This window comes from Pseudomonas sp. H26/SER47-MNA-CIBAN-0231, assembly GCF_040310465.1.
In the GTDB taxonomy this organism is placed as follows: Bacteria; Pseudomonadota; Gammaproteobacteria; order Pseudomonadales; family Pseudomonadaceae; genus Aquipseudomonas; species Aquipseudomonas atacamensis.
The window spans coordinates 36,717-53,939 of the sequence record NZ_JBEOPW010000024.1 but is presented as its reverse complement, the minus strand read 5'-3'; the positions used below and the strand labels follow the sequence as shown (position 1 = coordinate 53,939).

Below are 17,223 nucleotides of genomic sequence, written 5' to 3'. Positions count from 1 at the left end.
CTGAAAGATCGAGTCGATTATGGATTCAGCAAAGCACTTACAGGTCGACGGAGTTCTGCAGCATCCCCCAATCAGTCCCCTCTCCCTCTGGGAGAGGGCTAGGGTGAGGGGCTTTTGATCTTTAGAGAGCCTTGGTCACCACCGGCGAATTCATCTTGGCCAACCCGAGATTCTTCAGCGCCAGTTGCAGCGAGCTGTGGATAACCTGCGGGTTATCGATCTTCATCAGTTCCGCCAGCATCTCCTGTGCCTTGCTCAGGTTCACCTGGCGCAACATCCACTTGACCTTCGGCAGGTTGGTGGCGTTCATCGACAGGCTGTCGAAACCCATCGCCATCAACAGCACCGCCGCCGCCGGATCACCAGCCATCTCGCCGCAGATGCTCACCGGTTTGCCTTCGGCGTGGGCGTCAGTGACCACGGTTTGCAGAGCTTGCAGCACCGCAGGGTGCAGATAGTCGTAGAGGTCGGCGACGCGCGGGTTGTTGCGGTCTACCGCCAGCAGATACTGGGTCAGGTCGTTGGAGCCGACGGAGAGGAAGTCGACCATCCGCGCCAGTTCCTTGGTCTGGTACACCGCTGCCGGGATTTCGATCATCACGCCGATCGGCGGCATCGGCACGTCGGTGCCTTCGTCGCGCACTTCGCCCCAGGCACGGTGGATCAGGTGCAGGGCCTCTTCGAGTTCGTGAGTGCCGGAGATCATCGGCAGCAGAATCCGCAGGTTATTCAGGCCTTCGCTGGCCTTGAGCATCGCCCGGGTCTGCACCAGAAAGATTTCCGGGTGGTCGAGGGTGACGCGGATACCGCGCCAGCCGAGGAACGGGTTGTCTTCCTTGATCGGGAAGTACGACAGCGACTTGTCACCGCCGATGTCGAGGCTGCGCATGGTCACCGGTTGCGGGTGGAACGCGGCGAGCTGTTCGCGGTAGATCGCCAGCTGTTCCTTCTCGCTCGGGAAGCGCTGGTTGATCATGAACGGCACTTCGGTGCGGTACAGACCAACCCCTTCGGCGCCACGCTTCTGCGCCCGCGCCACATCGGCGAGCAGGCCGGTATTGACCCACAGTGGCATGCGATGGCCATCGAGGGTCACGCACGGCAGGTCGCGCAGGGTGTCGAGGCCCAGCGCCAGTTGTTTCTCTTCTTCGACGACCTCGGCGAACTGCTTGCGCAGCACTTCGCTGGGGTTGGTGTAGACCTCGCCACGGGTGCCGTCGACGATCATTTCGATGCCGTCGACCTTGGCGTACGGCAGATCGACCAGGCCCATCACCGTCGGAATGCCCATGGCTCGGGCGAGAATCGCGACGTGAGAGTTACCCGAACCGAGCACCGAAACCAGACCGACCAGCGTGCCTTCCGGCACCTCGCCGAGCATCGCCGGCGTCAGCTCTTCGCTGACCAGAATGGTTTTTTCCGGGTAGACCAGGTTCTGCTGACGCTCTTCCTGCAGATAGGCGAGCAGACGGCGGCCAAGGTCTTTGACGTCCGAAGCACGCTCGCGCAGGTAGGCGTCGTCCATCAGTTCGAAACGGTTGACGTGCTCAGTGACCACCTGACGCAGCGCGCCCTGAGCCCACTGCCCCGTCTTGATCACGGTGGTGATTTCGCTGCCCAGCGAGGCATCGTCGAGCATCATCAGGTAGACGTCGAACAACGCGCGCTCTTCCGGGCGCAGTTGGGTCGCGAGTTTGGCGGACAAGGCGCGCATGTCGGCGCGCACGCCTTCGATGGCGGTCTTGAACAGCGCCAGCTCGGCGTTGATGTCGGTGATGGTCTTGTCCGGCACCACGTCCAGGTCCGCCGGCGGCAGCATGACCACGGCGGTACCGACGGCAGCACCCGGCGAACCCGGCACGCCGACGAACTTGGCTTCCTGAATGCCCTTGCCCTGCCGGCCCAGACCACGGATCGAACCGGTGGCCTCGGCGTGGGCGATTACGCCGGCGAGCTGCGCGCTCATGGTCACGAGGAAGGCTTCTTCACCTTCGTCGAACTGGCGGCGTTCTTTCTGCTGGATGACCAACACGCCGACGACGCGGCGGTGGTGAATGATCGGTGCACCGAGGAACGAGGCGTAACGCTCTTCACCGGTTTCGGCGAAATAGCGATAGCGCGGGTGAACCGAAGCGTTTTCCAGGTTCAGGGGTTCTTCACGCGTGCCGACCAGACCGACCAGACCCTCGTTGGGGGCCATGCTGACCTTGCCGATCGAGCGCTTGTTCAAGCCCTCGGTGGCCATCAGGACGAAGCGATTGGTTTCCGGATCAAGCAGGTAGACCGAGCAGACCTGGCTGCCCATGGCCTCTTTGACGCGCAACACAATAATCCCCAACGCCGCCTTGAGATCCTTGGCGGAGTTAACTTCCTGGACGATCTTGCGCAGCGTATTGAGCATGGCTCGGGGTCGAACTCCGTCGTCAGTCGCGCGCTAAAAGGCGCGGGGCAAGCTCTTTGAGAGCGCGTCGATACACCTCGCGCTTGAATGTCACCACCTGGCCCAACGGATACCAATAGCTGACCCAGCGCCAGCCATCGAACTCCGGTTTACCGGTCAGATCCATCCGCACCCGCTGCTCGTTGGAGATCAGGCGCAGGAGAAACCATTTCTGTTTCTGGCCGATGCACAGCGGTTGGCTGTGGGTACGCACCAGGCGTTGCGGCAAACGATAGCGCAACCAGCCTCGGGTACAGGCCAGTATTTCAACATCTTCACGTTCCAGGCCAACTTCTTCGTTCAGCTCGCGGTACAAGGCGTCTTCCGGCGTCTCCTCGGGGTTGATCCCCCCTTGCGGAAACTGCCAGGCGTCCTGATTGATACGGCGAGCCCATAGCACCTGGCCGGCGTCATTCGTCAGAATGATCCCGACATTGGGGCGGAAACCATCGGGGTCGATCACGGCAACAACCTCGCAAACGCATGTCGCCGCATTGTTCCACAAAGCTTGATGAGGCGGCAACGAAGGTTCCTACCTTATGTGCACTCTTGTGAAAAGACCGTATTCTTGTCGCCTTTTTACTGACTTTTCAGCGGGTAACTGCAATGCGCCTGGCTTTATTCGATTTGGACAACACCCTTCTGGGCGGCGACAGCGATCACGCCTGGGGCGATTATCTGTGCGAGCGCGGCTTCCTCGACCCGATCGCCTACAAGGCGCGCAACGACGAGTTCTATCAGGATTACCTGGCCGGCAAGCTCGACAACGCCGCCTACCTGAACTTCTGCCTGGAAATTCTCGGCCGCACCGAAATGGCCGTACTCGATGCCTGGCACAGCGATTACATGCGCGACTGCATCGAGCCGATCGTGCTGCCCAAGGCACTGGAGCTGCTGAAAAAGCACCGCGATGCCGGCGACAAACTGGTGATCATCACCGCCACCAACCGTTTCGTCACCGCGCCGATCGCTGTGCGCCTGGGCGTGGAAACCCTGATCGCCACCGAATGCGAAATGGTCGACGGCCGCTACAGCGGGCGCAGCACCGACATCCCGTGCTTCCGCGAAGGCAAGGTCACGCGCCTCAATCGCTGGCTGGAAGAGACCGGGCATTCGCTTGAGGACAGCTATTTCTATAGCGATTCGATGAATGATCTGCCGTTGCTGGAACAGGTGGCGAATCCGGTGGCGGTGGATCCTGATCCGAATCTGCGGGCCGAGGCCGAGAAGCGTGGCTGGCCGGTGATCAGTCTGCGCGGCTGACTCCGCCTTCGCGAGCAAGCTCGCTCCCACAGGGAATTTGTGAACGACACAGATCCAATGTGGGAGCGAGCTTGCTCGCGAATGGGATCGACGCGGTCTCAAGCCTTAAACCGGCTTGGCCCCCATCAACGCCGCTATGGCGACAAACCCGACGCCGCTGACAATCGCCAGGGCCAGATTGAACTTGCGATTGCCCACCCCGCTTGTCCACAGCCGATCCAGCCGGACCAGCAGCCAGACTGCGCTGAGCGTGGCCACGGCGTAGATCACGCTGGACCCCAGAATCCACAATTGCCCCAGTGGCCAGCCAACCAGGTGCACCAGCCACCAGCCAGTGAAAGGCATGCTGAGCATGCCGATCAGCATCAGACACCAGATGAACAGCCAGGGACGGCGCATCGTACTGGCAGGCCCTTCACTGCGATTTCGCCAGGTCAGGGCGGCGAGCACCAGCCCGCTCACGAGGATGACCACGGTCGCCGCGACGTGGAGGACTTTCAGGGTGGTCAGGGTTTCCATGTCGTTCTCTTCCGTAGATCCATGCCCATCAGCGTAGCCGCTTAGCCAAGAAACAGCTGATAGGCCGGGTTGTCGCTTTCATCCCAATACGGGTAGCCGATTTCCGCCAGTGCCGCCGGCACCAGATGACGCTCGTCATGGGGCACTTGCAGGCCGGCGACCACGCGGCCGTCCGCTGCGCCGTGGTTACGGTAGTGGAACATCGAGATGTTCCAGCGCCCGCCGAGCTTGTTGAGGAAGTTGAACAAGGCTCCCGGACGCTCCGGGAATTCGAAGCGCAGCACCACTTCATCGACCACCTGCGCCGCGCGGCCGCCGACCATGTGGCGGATGTGCAGCTTGGCCAGTTCGTTGTCGGTCAGGTCGATAACCGGAAAACCCTGCTCGGTCAGGCTCGCCAGCAAGGCGCTGCGCGGATCGTTGTCCGGGTGGGTCTGCACGCCAACAAAGATGTGTGCTTCGCTGCCGGTGTTGTAGCGGTAATTGAATTCAGTGATCTGGCGCTTGCCGATGGCTTCGCAGAACGCCTTGAAGCTGCCGGCCTTTTCCGGGATGGTCACGGCGATGATCGCCTCGCGACCTTCGCCCAGTTCGGCGCGTTCGGCGACGTGGCGCAAACGGTCGAAGTTGACGTTGGCACCGGAGTCGATGGCGACGAAAGTCTGGCCGCTGACGCCACGCTGCTCAACATACTTCTTGATCCCGGCCACGCCCAGCGCGCCGGCAGGTTCGGTGATCGAGCGGGTATCGTCGTAGATATCCTTGATCGCCGCGCAGATCTCATCAGTGCTGACGGTGATCACCTCATCAACGTAATCCTTGCAGATCTCAAAGGTGTACTGGCCGATCTGCGCCACCGCCACGCCGTCGGCGAAGATGCCCACGGTCGGCAGAACCACGCGCTCGCCCGCTGCCATTGCCGCTTGCAGGCAGTTGGAGTCGTCCGGCTCGACGCCAATTACCTTTATGTCCGGACGCAGGTATTTCACGTAGGCCGCGATCCCGGCGATCAGACCACCACCGCCAACCGGGACGAAGATCGCGTCCAGCGGCTGCGGGTGCTGACGCAGGATTTCCATCGCCACGGTGCCCTGCCCGGCGATGGTGTGCGGATCGTCGTACGGGTGGATGTAGACGTAGCCTTTTTCATCGACCAGTTTCAGCGAATAGGCCAGCGCTTCCGGGAACGAGTCACCGTGCAGCACCACTTTGCCGCCGCGCGAACGCACGCCTTCGACCTTGATTTCGGGGGTGGTCTTGGGCATGACGATGGTGGCTTTGACGCCCAACACTTTCGCCGCCAGGGCCAGCCCCTGCGCATGATTGCCCGCCGACGCGGTGACCACGCCACGAGCGCGCTCTTCGTCGCTCAATTGCGTCAGCTTGTTGTAGGCGCCGCGAATCTTGAACGAGAACACTGGCTGCAAGTCTTCGCGCTTGAGCCAGATGTCATTGCCCAGCCGCTCGGAGAGCTGGCGAGCGTTCTGCAGCGGGGTTTCTACGGCAACGTCATAAACGCGCGAGGTGAGGATCTTTTTGACGTACTGTTCGAGCATCGGAAAGCATCACTGGCGATTGGGCGGGACCAGCGAGTCTAACCCGCCTTTTGCCGAGGCGACCACACTAAACAGGTGGTTTTAGAGTCTGGAAACCCATTCTTGAGTGAGCACCGTTGTGGCGAGGGGATTTATCCCCGCTGGAGTGCGAAGCGCTCCCCTGCATTTTTTCAGTTACACCGCGTTCCAGGGTTTTACGACGACTGCGTTGCCGAACGGGGATAAATCCCCTCACCACAGCTTGTTTCCCCCTCTACCACCGCGAGGCCTATAATGCCGGCCTTTCTGCCCAACCCTTGCCCGCTTCCGGAGCCCGCATGACCCAGGATCAACTCAAACAGGCCGTGGCCCAGGCCGCTGTCGACTTCATCCTGCCGAAACTCGACGACAAGAGCATCGTCGGCGTCGGCACCGGCTCCACCGCCAATTGCTTCATCGATGCACTGGCCCAGCACAAGGGCGCGTTCGATGGCGCGGTCGCCAGCTCCGAAGCCACCGCCGCGCGCCTCAAGGGCCATGGGATTCCGGTGTATGAGCTGAATACCGTCAGCGATCTGGAGTTCTACGTCGACGGCGCCGATGAAAGCGATGCGCACCTGAACCTGATCAAGGGCGGCGGCGCCGCCCTGACCCGCGAGAAGATTGTCGCCGCCGTGGCCAAGACCTTCATCTGCATCGCCGACGCCAGCAAACTGGTGCCGGTGCTCGGCGAATTCCCGCTGCCGGTGGAAGTCATCCCGATGGCCCGCAGCCACGTTGCCCGCCAATTGGTGAAACTCGGTGGCGACCCGGTGTACCGCGAAGGCGTGTTGACCGACAACGGCAACATCATCCTCGACGTGTTCAACCTGCAGATCACCAACCCGGTGGAGCTGGAAGCGCAGATCAATGCCATCGTCGGCGTGGTCACCAACGGCCTGTTCGCCGCGCGCCCGGCGGATCTGTTGTTGCTGGGCACCAGTGAAGGCGTGAAGACGCTGAAGGCTGAATAACAGACTGCCCACTTGCCTTGGGCTGATAAATAAACCTGTGGGAGCGAGCCTGCTCGCGAAAGCGTCGGGTCAGTCAACATATTCAGAGACTGGTCCACCGCCTTCGCGAGCAGGCTCGCTCCCACAGTGTTTTGTGGTGTTGGTCAGTTTTGTGTGGGCTTCTTGAAGACGTAAAACAGATTCGGCTCGCTCACCAGGTACAACGTGCCGTCATCATCCATCGCAATTCCCTCCGCCTGCGGCACGGTTTTCTGCAAACCCTGACGCCCGCCGCTGATCGACATGGTGCTCAAGGGGCGCCCGTCGACATCCAGTTCGATAATCAACCGCGACTCGTCCGACAGTGCCAGCAAGTGCCCGCTGCGTTCGTCGTACTGCAGACTCGACAGATCACGCACGAACATCCCGGCATCGCGCTTGGGGTTGTTGATCACGTGCACCGCGTAGGTCTTGTCCGGTTTGAAGTGCGGAAAACCGTGGACCTCGTAGATCAGCATCGGGTCGCGTTCTTTCGCCACGAACAGCCGCTTGCCCACTGAATCGTAAGCCAGCCCTTCGAAACCCTTGTTGCCGGACATGTGCACGCCGAGAGTCATTTGCTCGGCATCTTCGGCATCGAGAAAAGTGGTGTCGGCCTCGAGGTGGATCTTGATCAGCCGTTGCTGACGCTCGTCGGTGATCACGTAGGTGTCGGCACTGATGTACTCGACGGCTTCCGGATCGCCAAACCCGACCAGAGCGATGCGCCGCAGAATCTTGCCTTCCAGGGACAATTCGACCAGTTCGGAATTCTTGTTGGTCACGGTGAACAGACTTTTACGCACCGGATCGTAGGTCAGCGCCGAAACGTCATCGTCGAGCCCGTCGATCGGCCGCGCCTCGATGGCCACCCGATATTGATCCAGGCCGATCGCCTCGCTGCTCACCGGTTGCCACAGCGTGTGCAGGTTGAACCAGGCGCGCTCGAACAGGCGCAGGTATTGGCCGATCGCGATCATGGCGATCAGGACAATCATCAACAGGACGAGAATCAGTGGTTTGGGGCGGGCAAGTCGACGCATTCAGGCAGGCTCGGATTCATGACAGGCCGATGAAATATCACGCCCGTCTGAATTGAAGCTTAATGGCCACTTGCCTCGCACGACAACTGCGCAATTCCGCAATTGCTGTAGGGAAAGTTACCGATGTTTTTCGAATCGGTAGAACAGGTTCGGTTCGCTGACCATGTACAGCGTGCCGTCCTCATCCATGGTCATGCCTTCGGCGCGGGGGATGGTGTCTTTCAGACCGTTGAAATTGCCGAGCAATGTCATGAAGCTGACTTGCTTGCCGGCTTCGTCCAGTTCCAGCAACAGGTGCGAATCGGCGGACAACACCAGCAGATGGCCAGTGCGCGGATCGACAGCCAGCGCCGACAGGTTGCGCAGATCCAGCTGATCGCTGGCCAGTTTCTGCTTGTCGCCCTGCAGGGTCTGGCCGCCATCGCTTTTCCACGCGAACAGCGCCGGGGGGCGTTCCTCCCCCAGAATAAGTCGCTGATTGCGCGGATCCCACGTGATAGCCTCAAAAGCCTTGTTCTGATCTTTCGACGGCCCGAGGTCGTATTTGGGGAAATCGGCGATGTTCAGCTCACGGGTCGCGGCATCGACCTTAACGATCGACAACGTATGCTCACGCTCATCGACAATGGCCAGCAAACCGTTTTCCATGACCGTCAAGCCTTCCGGATTGCTCCAGCCCACCAACGGCATCTTGCGCAAAACGTCGCCCTGAAGCGTCAGCTCGACCAGGAAGGCATTCTTGCCCATCACCGCAAACAGGGTCCTGGTCTGCGGGTTGTAGGCCAGATCCGAAGCTTCGTCCTTCTCCATGCCCGGCAGCGGCTTGGCATCGATCACCACCTGATAGTCCGGCAGCCAGACACTCTCCTTCTGCTCTGCCTTGCTCTCGAAGCGCTCCAGCACCCACAGCACGCCGCGATCATCCCAATGCATGGCGAACGCCAGCCCATAGGCTGCGGCGATGACCAGCAACAGCCAGACATACCAGCGCAGGACGAAGCGCGAACGGGAGGGGGATTTCTGCTGAGTTGGAGATGCCATCGAGGGATGCGTTCCGTTAATTCAGGCCGAGGGTAATAGCACAAAGAGGCCGGCTGAGACGCCAGAATCGCGGGAATTATCCAGAGAGGATGTGAAAAAAACGGGAAATGGCGGGATTGGCGTGTGCATTTTGCCAGCAGCAACACATTACAGATATGGAATGGCCCTTGTGGCGAGGGGATTTATCCCCGTTGGCGCGCGAAGCGCGCCCCTCTTGATCTTGAAGAGGGGCCTGCTGCGCAGTCCAACGGGGCGGTGCGACGTTTCGCTAAACCCCCTCACCACAAAGCTCACCCCTGCAAGGGGTTCTGCGGTTAGCGCACGCTGCTGCTGAAGCGGCTCGCCCCCGGCAGTTCGAGGACGATTTCATCGCCGACGTTCAGCGGGCCGACGCCCACTGGCGTACCGGTGAGGATCACGTCGCCGGCCTGCAGCGAGAAGCAGCCGGCCATGTGCTGGATCATCGGCACGATCGGGTTGAGCATCGCGCTGCTGTTGCCGTCCTGGCGCACTTCGCCGTTGATGGTCAGGCGGATGCCAATGTCGGTCAGGTCAGCGAAGGTGCTGCCGACCACGAACGGCGCGATCACCGCCGCGCCGTCGAACGACTTGGCGATTTCCCACGGCAGGCCCTTGGCTTTCAGCTCGGCCTGCTTGTCGCGCAGGGTCAGGTCCAGCGCCGGGGCGAAGCCGGAGATCGCATCGAGGACTTCTTCACGGCTTGGTTTGGTCGACAGCGGCTTGCCGATCAACACGGCGATTTCCGCTTCGTAGTGCACTGAACCACGCTCGGCCGGAATGCTGAACCCGCCTTCCAGCGGCACCACGCAACTGCCCGGCTTGATGAACAGCAGCGGCTCGGTCGGCACCGGGTTGTCCAGTTCCTTGGCGTGCTCGGCGTAATTGCGGCCAATGCACACGACTTTCCCGATCGGGAAGTGAATGCGCGTGCCGTCGACGTACTGGTGCTGATAGCTCATTTACCGACTCCTGCCTTTATTGATTCAACAGAGATTACCGATCAAACCGGGAAAATCTTGCCCGGGTTCATGATGCCGTTCGGGTCGAACACTGCCTTGACCGCTTTCATGTACTCGATCTCGGCCGGCGAGCGGCTGTAGGTCAGGTAATCACGCTTGGTCATACCTACGCCGTGCTCGGCCGAGATCGAGCCGTTGTACTTCTCGACGGTTTCGAACACCCACTTGTTGACGGAGGCGCACTTGGCAAAGAACTCGTCCTTGCTCAGATTTTCCGGCTTGAGGATGTTCAGGTGCAGATTGCCGTCGCCGATGTGGCCGAACCAGACGATTTCGAAATCCGGGTAGTGCTCGCCAACGATCGCGTCGATTTCGCGCAGGAACGCCGGCACTTTCGAGACGGTAACCGAGATGTCGTTCTTGTACGGCGTCCAGTGGGAGATGGTTTCGGAGATGTACTCGCGCAGCTTCCACAGATTGTGCAGCTGGGTTTCGCTCTGGCTCATCACGCCGTCAAGCACCCAGCCCTGTTCTACGCAGTGTTCGAAGGTCTCCAGCGCGCTGTTGGCCACTTCTTCGGTGGTCGCTTCGAATTCCAGCAGGGCGTAGAACGGGCACTCGGTCTCGAACGGCGCCGGCACGTCACCACGGCCCATGACCTTGGCCAGGGCCTTGTCGGAGAAGAATTCGAACGCGGTCAGGTCGAGTTTGCCCTGGAAGGCATGCAGCACCGGCATGATCGAATCGAAATCGGCGGTGCCGAGGACCATCGCCGTGAGGTTTTTCGGCGCGCGATCGAGGCGCATGGTCGCTTCGACAACGAAACCGAGGGTGCCTTCGGCGCCGATGAACAGCTGACGCAGGTCGTAACCGGTAGCGTTCTTGATCAGGTCCTTGTTCAGCTCGAGCACGTCGCCCTTGCCGGTGACGACTTTCATGCCGGCCACCCAGTTGCGGGTCATGCCGTAGCGAATCACTTTGATCCCGCCGGCATTGGTGCCGATATTGCCGCCAATCTGGCTGGAACCTGCCGAGGCGAAGTCGACCGGATAGTACAGGCCGTTTTCTTCGGCGACGTTCTGCAGATGCTCAGTGACCACGCCCGGCTGGCAGACGGCGGTGCGGTCGGTGAGGTTGACGTCGAGAATCTGGTTCATGTAATCGAACGAAACCACCACTTCGCCATTGGCCGCCACTGCTGCGGCGGACAGCCCGGTGCGCCCGCCGGATGGCACCAGCGAAATTTTGTGGGTGTTGGCCCAACGCACCACGGCCTGCACTTGCTCGATGGTCTTGGGAAACACGATGGCGCTCGGCGCCGGCGCGAAATGCTTGGTCCAATCCTTGCCGTAAGTGTTCAGGGAGTCGGCGTCGGTGAGGACTTTGCCAGGCTCAACCAGGGTCTTCAGTTCATCAATCAGCGCAGGATCGGTCATCGACAGAACTCTCGAACAATTCATGGTCATCCTGAGAACGCTTCACGTCGCAGGAATGAGTGTTTAGCGGGGTGGCTATGCTAGCATACCGACCCCGCAGGACAGTGCCCAAGGCCAGATCCGCGGTGACGGCTTTGTTGCCGTGCGGGTCAGCTCCAGGCTGCTCCCTCCCTGCCATTTTTCTCCGGGATACAGGTTTACGCAGATGAGCAAGACTTCTCTCGATAAGAGCAAGATCAAGTTCCTTCTTCTCGAAGGCGTCCACCAATCGGCTGTCGACGTCCTCAAGGCGGCGGGCTACACCAGCATCGAATACCTGACTGGTTCCTTGCCGGAAGCCCAGCTCAAGGAAAAGATCGCTGACGCTCACTTCATCGGCATCCGCTCGCGCACGCAACTGACCGAAGAGATCTTCGATCACGCGAAGAAACTGGTCGCGGTCGGCTGTTTCTGCATCGGTACCAACCAGGTTGACCTCAGCGCGGCCCGCGAGCGCGGTATCGCCGTGTTCAACGCGCCGTACTCCAACACCCGTTCCGTAGCCGAGCTGGTACTGGCCGAAGCGATCCTGCTGCTGCGCGGCATCCCTGAGAAGAATGCATCCTGCCACCGTGGCGGCTGGATCAAGTCCGCCGCCAACTCGTTCGAGATCCGTGGCAAGAAGCTGGGCATCGTCGGCTACGGCTCGATCGGCACGCAGCTGTCGGTGCTGGCTGAAGGCCTGGGCATGCAAGTGTTCTTCTATGACACCGTGACCAAGCTGCCACTGGGCAACGCTACGCAGGTCAACAACCTGCACGAGCTGCTGGGCATGTCCGATATCGTCACCCTGCACGTCCCGGAAACTGCGGCGACCCAGTGGATGATCGGCGAGAAGGAAATCCGCGCCATCAAGAAGGGCGGCATCCTGATCAACGCCGCGCGCGGCACCGTGGTCGAACTCGACGCCCTGGCGGACGCGATCAAGGACAAGCACCTGATCGGCGCGGCCATCGACGTGTTCCCGGTGGAACCACGCTCCAACGACGAAGAGTTCGAAAGCCCGCTGCGTGGCCTCGACAACGTGATCCTGACCCCGCACATCGGTGGCTCGACCGCCGAAGCGCAAGCCAACATCGGTCTGGAAGTAGCAGAGAAACTGGTCAAGTACAGCGACAACGGTACTTCGGTGTCGTCGGTGAACTTCCCGGAAGTGGCCCTGCCGGCTCACCCTGGCAAGCACCGCCTGCTGCACATCCACGAGAACATCCCGGGTGTGATGAGCGAGATCAACAAGGTTTTCGCCGAAAACGGCATCAACATCTCCGGTCAGTTCCTGCAGACCAACGAGAAAGTCGGTTACGTGGTGATCGACGTCGACGCCGAATACTCGGAGCTGGCGCAAGAGAAGCTGCAACACGTCAACGGCACTATCCGTAGCCGTGTTCTCTTCTGAAGAAGCAGCGGCAAGCTTCAAGCTACTAGGGGCAAGTGAACAGCGCTTTTGCTTCACCTTGCCGCTTGCAGCCAGCCACTTGAAGCTGAATTAAAAAAGGGAGCCCCGCAGGGCTCCCTTTTTTTATTTCACGTTGACCGTGATTTTTTCCGAAACGATCGATGGGTCGAACGGCATGTGGCCGCTGTCGCCGAGGATCAGTTGCAAGGTGTGTTTGCCCGGGGCCAGTTTGATCGTGGCTTCGGTCTGCGCCTTGCCGAAATGCATGTGATGGGCGTCAGTCGGGATCGGCGCGCCTTCGGCCGGCAGGTCGTCGACGTCGATCAGCAGGTGATGGTGGCCGGTGTTCTTGGTGGTGTCACCCGCCGGGGCCAGCGCGATGTTCTTGACGCCGAACTTGACCTTGAATTCCTGCGAGACGGTGGCGCCGTCCTCGGGAGAAACGATGAACACTTCAGCATCCTTCGGCGCCGGTGTCGCCGCACTGGCCAGCACCGAAACACCCATCAGCACACCGGCCAACGCTGCACGTGACAAAAAGCTTTTCATTTTCTTCTCCAGTTTTTCCGTAAAATCCGCACGGTCATGACAACTTCATGACCATTCGTTGTCGAAGGCACTCGACAACCATAGCAAAGCGAGCCTGAATCAGAGCGTCGCGATAATGATTTCAAAGGAGTGACCATGCGCCTGCTGCCTGGCCTGATCTGCCTGCTACCCCTTCTGAGCCCGCTGGCTCACGCCGAACTGATTGATGACGTCAACGACCGTGGCGAGCTGCGCATAGCCCTTGAGGCTAATACACCGCCCTTCAATTACAAGGAGGGCGACACCCTCACGGGGTTCGAGGTCGAGCTTGGGCAACTTCTGGCCCAAGAGCTGGATGTACGAGCCGACTTCATCGTCACCGACGAGGGCGACCTGCTCCAGGGCGTTGAAAGCGGCAAGTACGACGTCGCGCTCAACCACATAGCACTGACACCCGAACTCAAGGATCGTTTCGACTTCAGCGAGCCGTACGGCCAGGTCGACGGGCAGTTGTTGGCGAAGAAGGACGAGACGCCGCGGCCGATGGTGCTGGTGCAGGCGTTGACGGAAGAGAAGCCGAAAGCGGCGACGCCGGTGGAATTGGCGATACCGTTTCAGAAGGGTAATCCGGCGTTTCAGGCCAGCCTCAAGAGCGCGCTGGAGCGGATCAAGGCGGATGGGCGGTTGGCGGCGTTGTCCGAGAAGTGGTTGAAACCGTAAGAGCCCCTCACCCTAACCCTCTCCCGGAGGGAGAGGGAACTGATCCGGGGATGCTTTAGAGGTACGCCGACTTGGGATTGCTATACCGAATCCGAAATCGACTGATCATGGCTTTGTCGAATCCCTGGTCGCCAAGGTCTTTCAGGTCGATGGACAGCGCCAGACACCTCGGTTGGCCCCCTCTCCCCCCGGGAGAGGGCTGGGGTGAGGGCAACGATGGCGGATCAGTCCAAAGCCGCCAGAGTCACCGCCGCCTCAGCCAGTTCAAGCTCACTGAAAACCCGAACCCCATGACGCTTGAGCAACGCCGCCGTCACCCCTTCGCCATTGACCTTGACCCCGCTGAACGTGCCGTCATACGTCAACAGATTCCCGCAAGACGGACTGTTGGCCTTGAGCACCGCCACCCGAATGCCGTGCTTTTGCACCAGTTCCAGCGCTTGCCGCGCCCCCTCGAGAAACTGCGCGCTGACATCCTCGCCATCAGTAGTGATGACTGCGGCAATGCCATCCAGCACCTGACCGCCCTGCCCGCCAGGAATCTCCGCCGCCGCCCGCGGCGTCGGCAATCCACCCGCCACCTCCGGACACAACGGCACCACGCGCCCTTCTTCGATCCACTGCTCAAGCAGATCAAACGGCCCGCTCGCACCACCGTCATAACGCACGCGATGGCCCAGCAGGCAGCGACTGACCAGGATCTTTTCCATGTTCAGAACGGCTCGTTGCCACGGCGACGGAACCAGCCAGTCAGCGACAGGCGCTCGCGATGGGCCGGCATCACTTCGTGGGGCACTTCGCCGGAGAGAAACACCACCAGACAGCCGCCGGTCGGCTGTACGTCATGCACACGTTCTTCGCCCAGGTACATGCGCAACTGTCCGCCGTCCTCCGGCAACCAGGCCTCGTTGAGGTAAATGACGGCCGAGACCATGCGCCGGTCATCATCGCGAAAGCGGTCAACGTGCTTGAGGTAAAACGCGCCGGGCGGGTACAGGGCGAAATGGCATTCGAAATCCTCAAGCCCCAGAAACAAGCCGCGATTGAGTGCCTCGCGCAGACTGTCCATCAGGCTCAGGTAACGGTCGGTGGCCTCGGCCTGACCCGGGTCGATCCACTGGATGTGATCGCCGCGAATACCCTCGCGAATCTCCGAAAACGGCCCGCGACCGACCGCTGCCGGCGCCAGCTCACCTTCGGCTTCACGTTTACGGCACTCGGCCGCCAGCGCCCGGGTCAGATCGGCGGGCAGGAAGATGTTCTGCTGCGACCAGCCGTGTTCGGCCAGGTCGTCGACAATGCGTAACAGCAGCGGGTGTTCAGAGGATATCGGCATGGCGCGCATAGTATGCCGACGGCGATAAATCCGACAGAGCCACGCAGCGGCTTGCTACGAATTCTCGACAAGTACCGGCACCGCACGGACAATAGTCCGCTGCTGACAGGAGTCCCTATGCGCCGTTTGCTTTTTTCACTGTTGATGTTCTGCGTATTGCCCGCCTGGGCGGACGGCCACGATCAGTTGTACAAGGTCGCCGGCTGGCCAGAACAACGCGCGCATTTCAACGATGCCCTGAGCGCCGCCCAGCAGCGCTATCAGAACAGCCTGCCGCCTGCGGTATTTCAGGCGCTGGTCAACAACAGCAATCAACGCTTTGCCGCGCAGGCCATGGATCAGCGTGCCGAAGCGCAACTGCGGCAGAAACTCGCCGACCCTAAACCGGCGCTGACCTTCTTCCAGTCACCGCTGGGCAAGAAAATCGTCGCCGCCGAATTGCTGGCGACCCGCCGCGACCAACTGGCAAAAAACGCCCAGGGTCTGCCGAAGATGCAGGCCAGCGACAGTCGCTTGCTGATCATCGGCCATCTCGCCCAGGCCCTGCCAGCCCGAGAGGCTGGCGCCGAGGTCAGCCTGGCGATTGCCGGCGTAGCGGCGGACAGCTTGAGTTCGATGATCCCGGGACTGCTCGGCGGTGGACAGGCGCAGGGCATGTTGAACGGTCAGCGCCAGCGGCTGATGGATCAGATCGGCGCCGATCTGAACAACACGCTGCTCTATGTCTATCGCGACTTGTCGGATGAGGAGCTCGAAGAATTTGCGACGTTTGCCGAGTCGACCGAGGGCAAGGCTTATTACCAGGCGGCGCTGGCGGCGATTCGGGCGGGGTTGGCGGTCGGCCAATAATCTTCGTCGCCAGATAAGCCGCCTTCGCGAGCAAGCTCGCTCCCACAGGGTTTGCATTCCAATGTGGGAGCGAGCTTGCTCGCGAAGAGGCCGGCACAGCGCTACAGATTTCTGCCCCTGATCCGCTTGCTCAAGAATTCGAAATACTCCTCACGCATCTCCGCCGTTTCATTGGCCAGGTTATGCCGTGCCTCGGCCAACAGCAGAATCTGCGGCCGGTCGAACTTCCATTTCAACACCTGCAGATTGTGCTGCCAGTCGACAGTCATGTCCGCCTGCCCCTGAATGATCAGCGGCCGTCGCGGACTTTTTTTCGCGTGCTCGACGCGGATGATCCAGCGCGACAGCGCGCCCACCCATTTCGTCGGCAGGCGTCTTGGCTGTAACGGATCGGCCTGCAGAAACGGCAGAAAATCCGGATCATTGGAATTCTCGCTAAAGCGTCGCACCACGCCGCGCACAAACGGCCGCAGCAGGTAATAACTCAGCTGCGACCAGCCCCACGCCCTCGGCCTTACCAATGGCGCCAGCAGAATCACTTGCCCCTGCGCCGGGCTCTTCTCGCCATGGTTGAGCAGGTGATCGACGACAATCGCGCCACCGGTGCTTTGCCCGCACAAATGCCAAGGCTGCGGCAGCGCGATCGAGTTCGCTTCAGCAAACAGCGCCTGCAACACGTCCTGGTATTCAGAGAAATCACGAATGCTTGCCCGTGGCCCGCTCGACAGACCATGCCCCGGCAAGTCGCAGGCGATCACGGCGAAATCCTGATCCAGCGCCCACTCGATCACATGCCGGTACAGGCCGATGTGATCGTAGTAACCATGCAGCAGAAACAGCGTCGCCTTGACCTTCTCCGGCCACCAGCAATGGCTGACCAGCTCGTAGCCATCGACTTCGAAACGACCCATGCCGCGCCAGACGTCGCGCTCGGCAAAGTCGGTCTTGTAGAAGCGCTGATAAGCCTTCGCCTCATCCGATAACGGCTGCCACTCGGCCAATGGCTTGAGGCTCGCGCGTAAATGATCGGGGTCGAAAGTATCAGGCATGCGGGTATTCCAGAGCGG

General features: G+C 60.7%; 17 protein-coding genes. 5 read left to right on the top strand and 12 right to left on the bottom strand.

All coding sequences use genetic code 11. From position 1 onward, the window contains the following. Positions 1-121: 121 nt before the first annotated feature. Together ptsP and AAEZ10_RS25490 are read right to left on the bottom strand one after the other, a co-directional pair. On the bottom strand, positions 122-2,401 hold the full coding sequence (gene ptsP / locus AAEZ10_RS25495; protein ID WP_024014698.1) for a phosphoenolpyruvate--protein phosphotransferase: 2,280 nt from the start codon (positions 2,399-2,401) through the stop codon (positions 122-124). Between the two features lie 22 nt (positions 2,402-2,423). After that, a complete protein-coding gene (locus tag AAEZ10_RS25490) occupies positions 2,424-2,903 on the bottom strand; it encodes an RNA pyrophosphohydrolase (protein WP_003229203.1) in 480 nt (159 codons plus the stop codon). Between the two features lie 143 nt (positions 2,904-3,046). Between AAEZ10_RS25490 and AAEZ10_RS25485 the strand changes: the two genes are divergently transcribed. After that, on the top strand, positions 3,047-3,703 hold the full coding sequence (locus AAEZ10_RS25485; protein WP_073471005.1) for a histidinol-phosphatase: 657 nt from the start codon (positions 3,047-3,049) through the stop codon (positions 3,701-3,703). Between the two features lie 105 nt (positions 3,704-3,808). On the opposite strand, the gene AAEZ10_RS25480 is transcribed toward AAEZ10_RS25485, so the two are convergent. Then, positions 3,809-4,222: a DUF2269 family protein gene (locus tag AAEZ10_RS25480; protein WP_122612339.1), complete on the bottom strand. Its 414-nt coding sequence runs from the start codon at positions 4,220-4,222 to the stop codon at positions 3,809-3,811. Positions 4,223-4,263: 41 nt separating this feature from the next. Beyond that, positions 4,264-5,778 (bottom strand): threonine ammonia-lyase, biosynthetic, encoded by a 1,515-nt coding sequence (gene ilvA, locus AAEZ10_RS25475; RefSeq protein WP_071172186.1) that lies wholly within the window; start codon positions 5,776-5,778, stop codon positions 4,264-4,266. A gap of 317 nt (positions 5,779-6,095) precedes the next feature. Between ilvA and rpiA the strand changes: the two genes are divergently transcribed. Beyond that, positions 6,096-6,770 carry a ribose-5-phosphate isomerase RpiA gene (gene rpiA, locus AAEZ10_RS25470; protein WP_007913886.1) on the top strand — a complete coding sequence of 225 codons (675 nt, stop codon included), beginning with the start codon at positions 6,096-6,098 and terminating at the stop codon, positions 6,768-6,770. Positions 6,771-6,913: 143 nt separating this feature from the next. On the opposite strand, the gene AAEZ10_RS25465 is transcribed toward rpiA, so the two are convergent. The 4 genes from AAEZ10_RS25465 to AAEZ10_RS25450 all read right to left on the bottom strand — a co-directional run bounded on the left by AAEZ10_RS25465 (position 6,914) and on the right by AAEZ10_RS25450 (position 11,288). Further along, complete coding sequence (locus AAEZ10_RS25465; RefSeq protein ID WP_350571495.1) at positions 6,914-7,831, bottom strand: SdiA-regulated domain-containing protein; 918 nt, start codon at positions 7,829-7,831, stop codon at positions 6,914-6,916. 117 nt (positions 7,832-7,948) lie between these two features. After that, positions 7,949-8,872 (bottom strand): SdiA-regulated domain-containing protein, encoded by a 924-nt coding sequence (locus AAEZ10_RS25460; protein WP_243241367.1) that lies wholly within the window; start codon positions 8,870-8,872, stop codon positions 7,949-7,951. A 314-nt stretch (positions 8,873-9,186) separates the two neighbouring features. Beyond that, positions 9,187-9,852 carry a fumarylacetoacetate hydrolase family protein gene (locus tag AAEZ10_RS25455; protein ID WP_130928465.1) on the bottom strand — a complete coding sequence of 222 codons (666 nt, stop codon included), beginning with the start codon at positions 9,850-9,852 and terminating at the stop codon, positions 9,187-9,189. 41 nt (positions 9,853-9,893) lie between these two features. Next, complete coding sequence (locus AAEZ10_RS25450) at positions 9,894-11,288, bottom strand: D-2-hydroxyglutarate dehydrogenase (protein WP_350571501.1); 1,395 nt, start codon at positions 11,286-11,288, stop codon at positions 9,894-9,896. A 205-nt stretch (positions 11,289-11,493) separates the two neighbouring features. Here AAEZ10_RS25450 and serA point away from each other — a divergent pair, with 205 nt between their 5' ends. Beyond that, positions 11,494-12,723, top strand: a complete 1,230-nt coding sequence (gene serA, locus AAEZ10_RS25445) for a phosphoglycerate dehydrogenase (RefSeq protein ID WP_024014707.1) — start codon at positions 11,494-11,496, stop codon at positions 12,721-12,723. 123 nt (positions 12,724-12,846) lie between these two features. Here the strand turns inward: serA and AAEZ10_RS25440 are convergent, their stop codons facing one another. Continuing rightward, positions 12,847-13,272: a DUF4399 domain-containing protein gene (locus AAEZ10_RS25440; RefSeq protein WP_024014708.1), complete on the bottom strand. Its 426-nt coding sequence runs from the start codon at positions 13,270-13,272 to the stop codon at positions 12,847-12,849. A 135-nt stretch (positions 13,273-13,407) separates the two neighbouring features. Here AAEZ10_RS25440 and AAEZ10_RS25435 point away from each other — a divergent pair, with 135 nt between their 5' ends. Then, on the top strand, positions 13,408-13,971 hold the full coding sequence (locus AAEZ10_RS25435) for a transporter substrate-binding domain-containing protein (RefSeq protein WP_282387028.1): 564 nt from the start codon (positions 13,408-13,410) through the stop codon (positions 13,969-13,971). Between the two features lie 224 nt (positions 13,972-14,195). Here the strand turns inward: AAEZ10_RS25435 and AAEZ10_RS25430 are convergent, their stop codons facing one another. Together AAEZ10_RS25430 and AAEZ10_RS25425 are read right to left on the bottom strand one after the other, a co-directional pair. Then, complete coding sequence (locus AAEZ10_RS25430) at positions 14,196-14,681, bottom strand: 2-thiouracil desulfurase family protein (RefSeq protein ID WP_122506166.1); 486 nt, start codon at positions 14,679-14,681, stop codon at positions 14,196-14,198. Positions 14,682-14,683: 2 nt separating this feature from the next. Beyond that, positions 14,684-15,316 carry a 2OG-Fe(II) oxygenase gene (locus AAEZ10_RS25425; RefSeq protein WP_071172179.1) on the bottom strand — a complete coding sequence of 211 codons (633 nt, stop codon included), beginning with the start codon at positions 15,314-15,316 and terminating at the stop codon, positions 14,684-14,686. 108 nt (positions 15,317-15,424) lie between these two features. Here AAEZ10_RS25425 and AAEZ10_RS25420 point away from each other — a divergent pair, with 108 nt between their 5' ends. Next, positions 15,425-16,156 (top strand): DUF2059 domain-containing protein, encoded by a 732-nt coding sequence (locus AAEZ10_RS25420; protein ID WP_024014712.1) that lies wholly within the window; start codon positions 15,425-15,427, stop codon positions 16,154-16,156. Positions 16,157-16,257: 101 nt separating this feature from the next. Here the strand turns inward: AAEZ10_RS25420 and bipL are convergent, their stop codons facing one another. After that, positions 16,258-17,205 carry a phospholipase BipL gene (bipL, locus tag AAEZ10_RS25415; protein WP_350571490.1) on the bottom strand — a complete coding sequence of 316 codons (948 nt, stop codon included), beginning with the start codon at positions 17,203-17,205 and terminating at the stop codon, positions 16,258-16,260. Positions 17,206-17,223 lie beyond the last annotated feature (18 nt).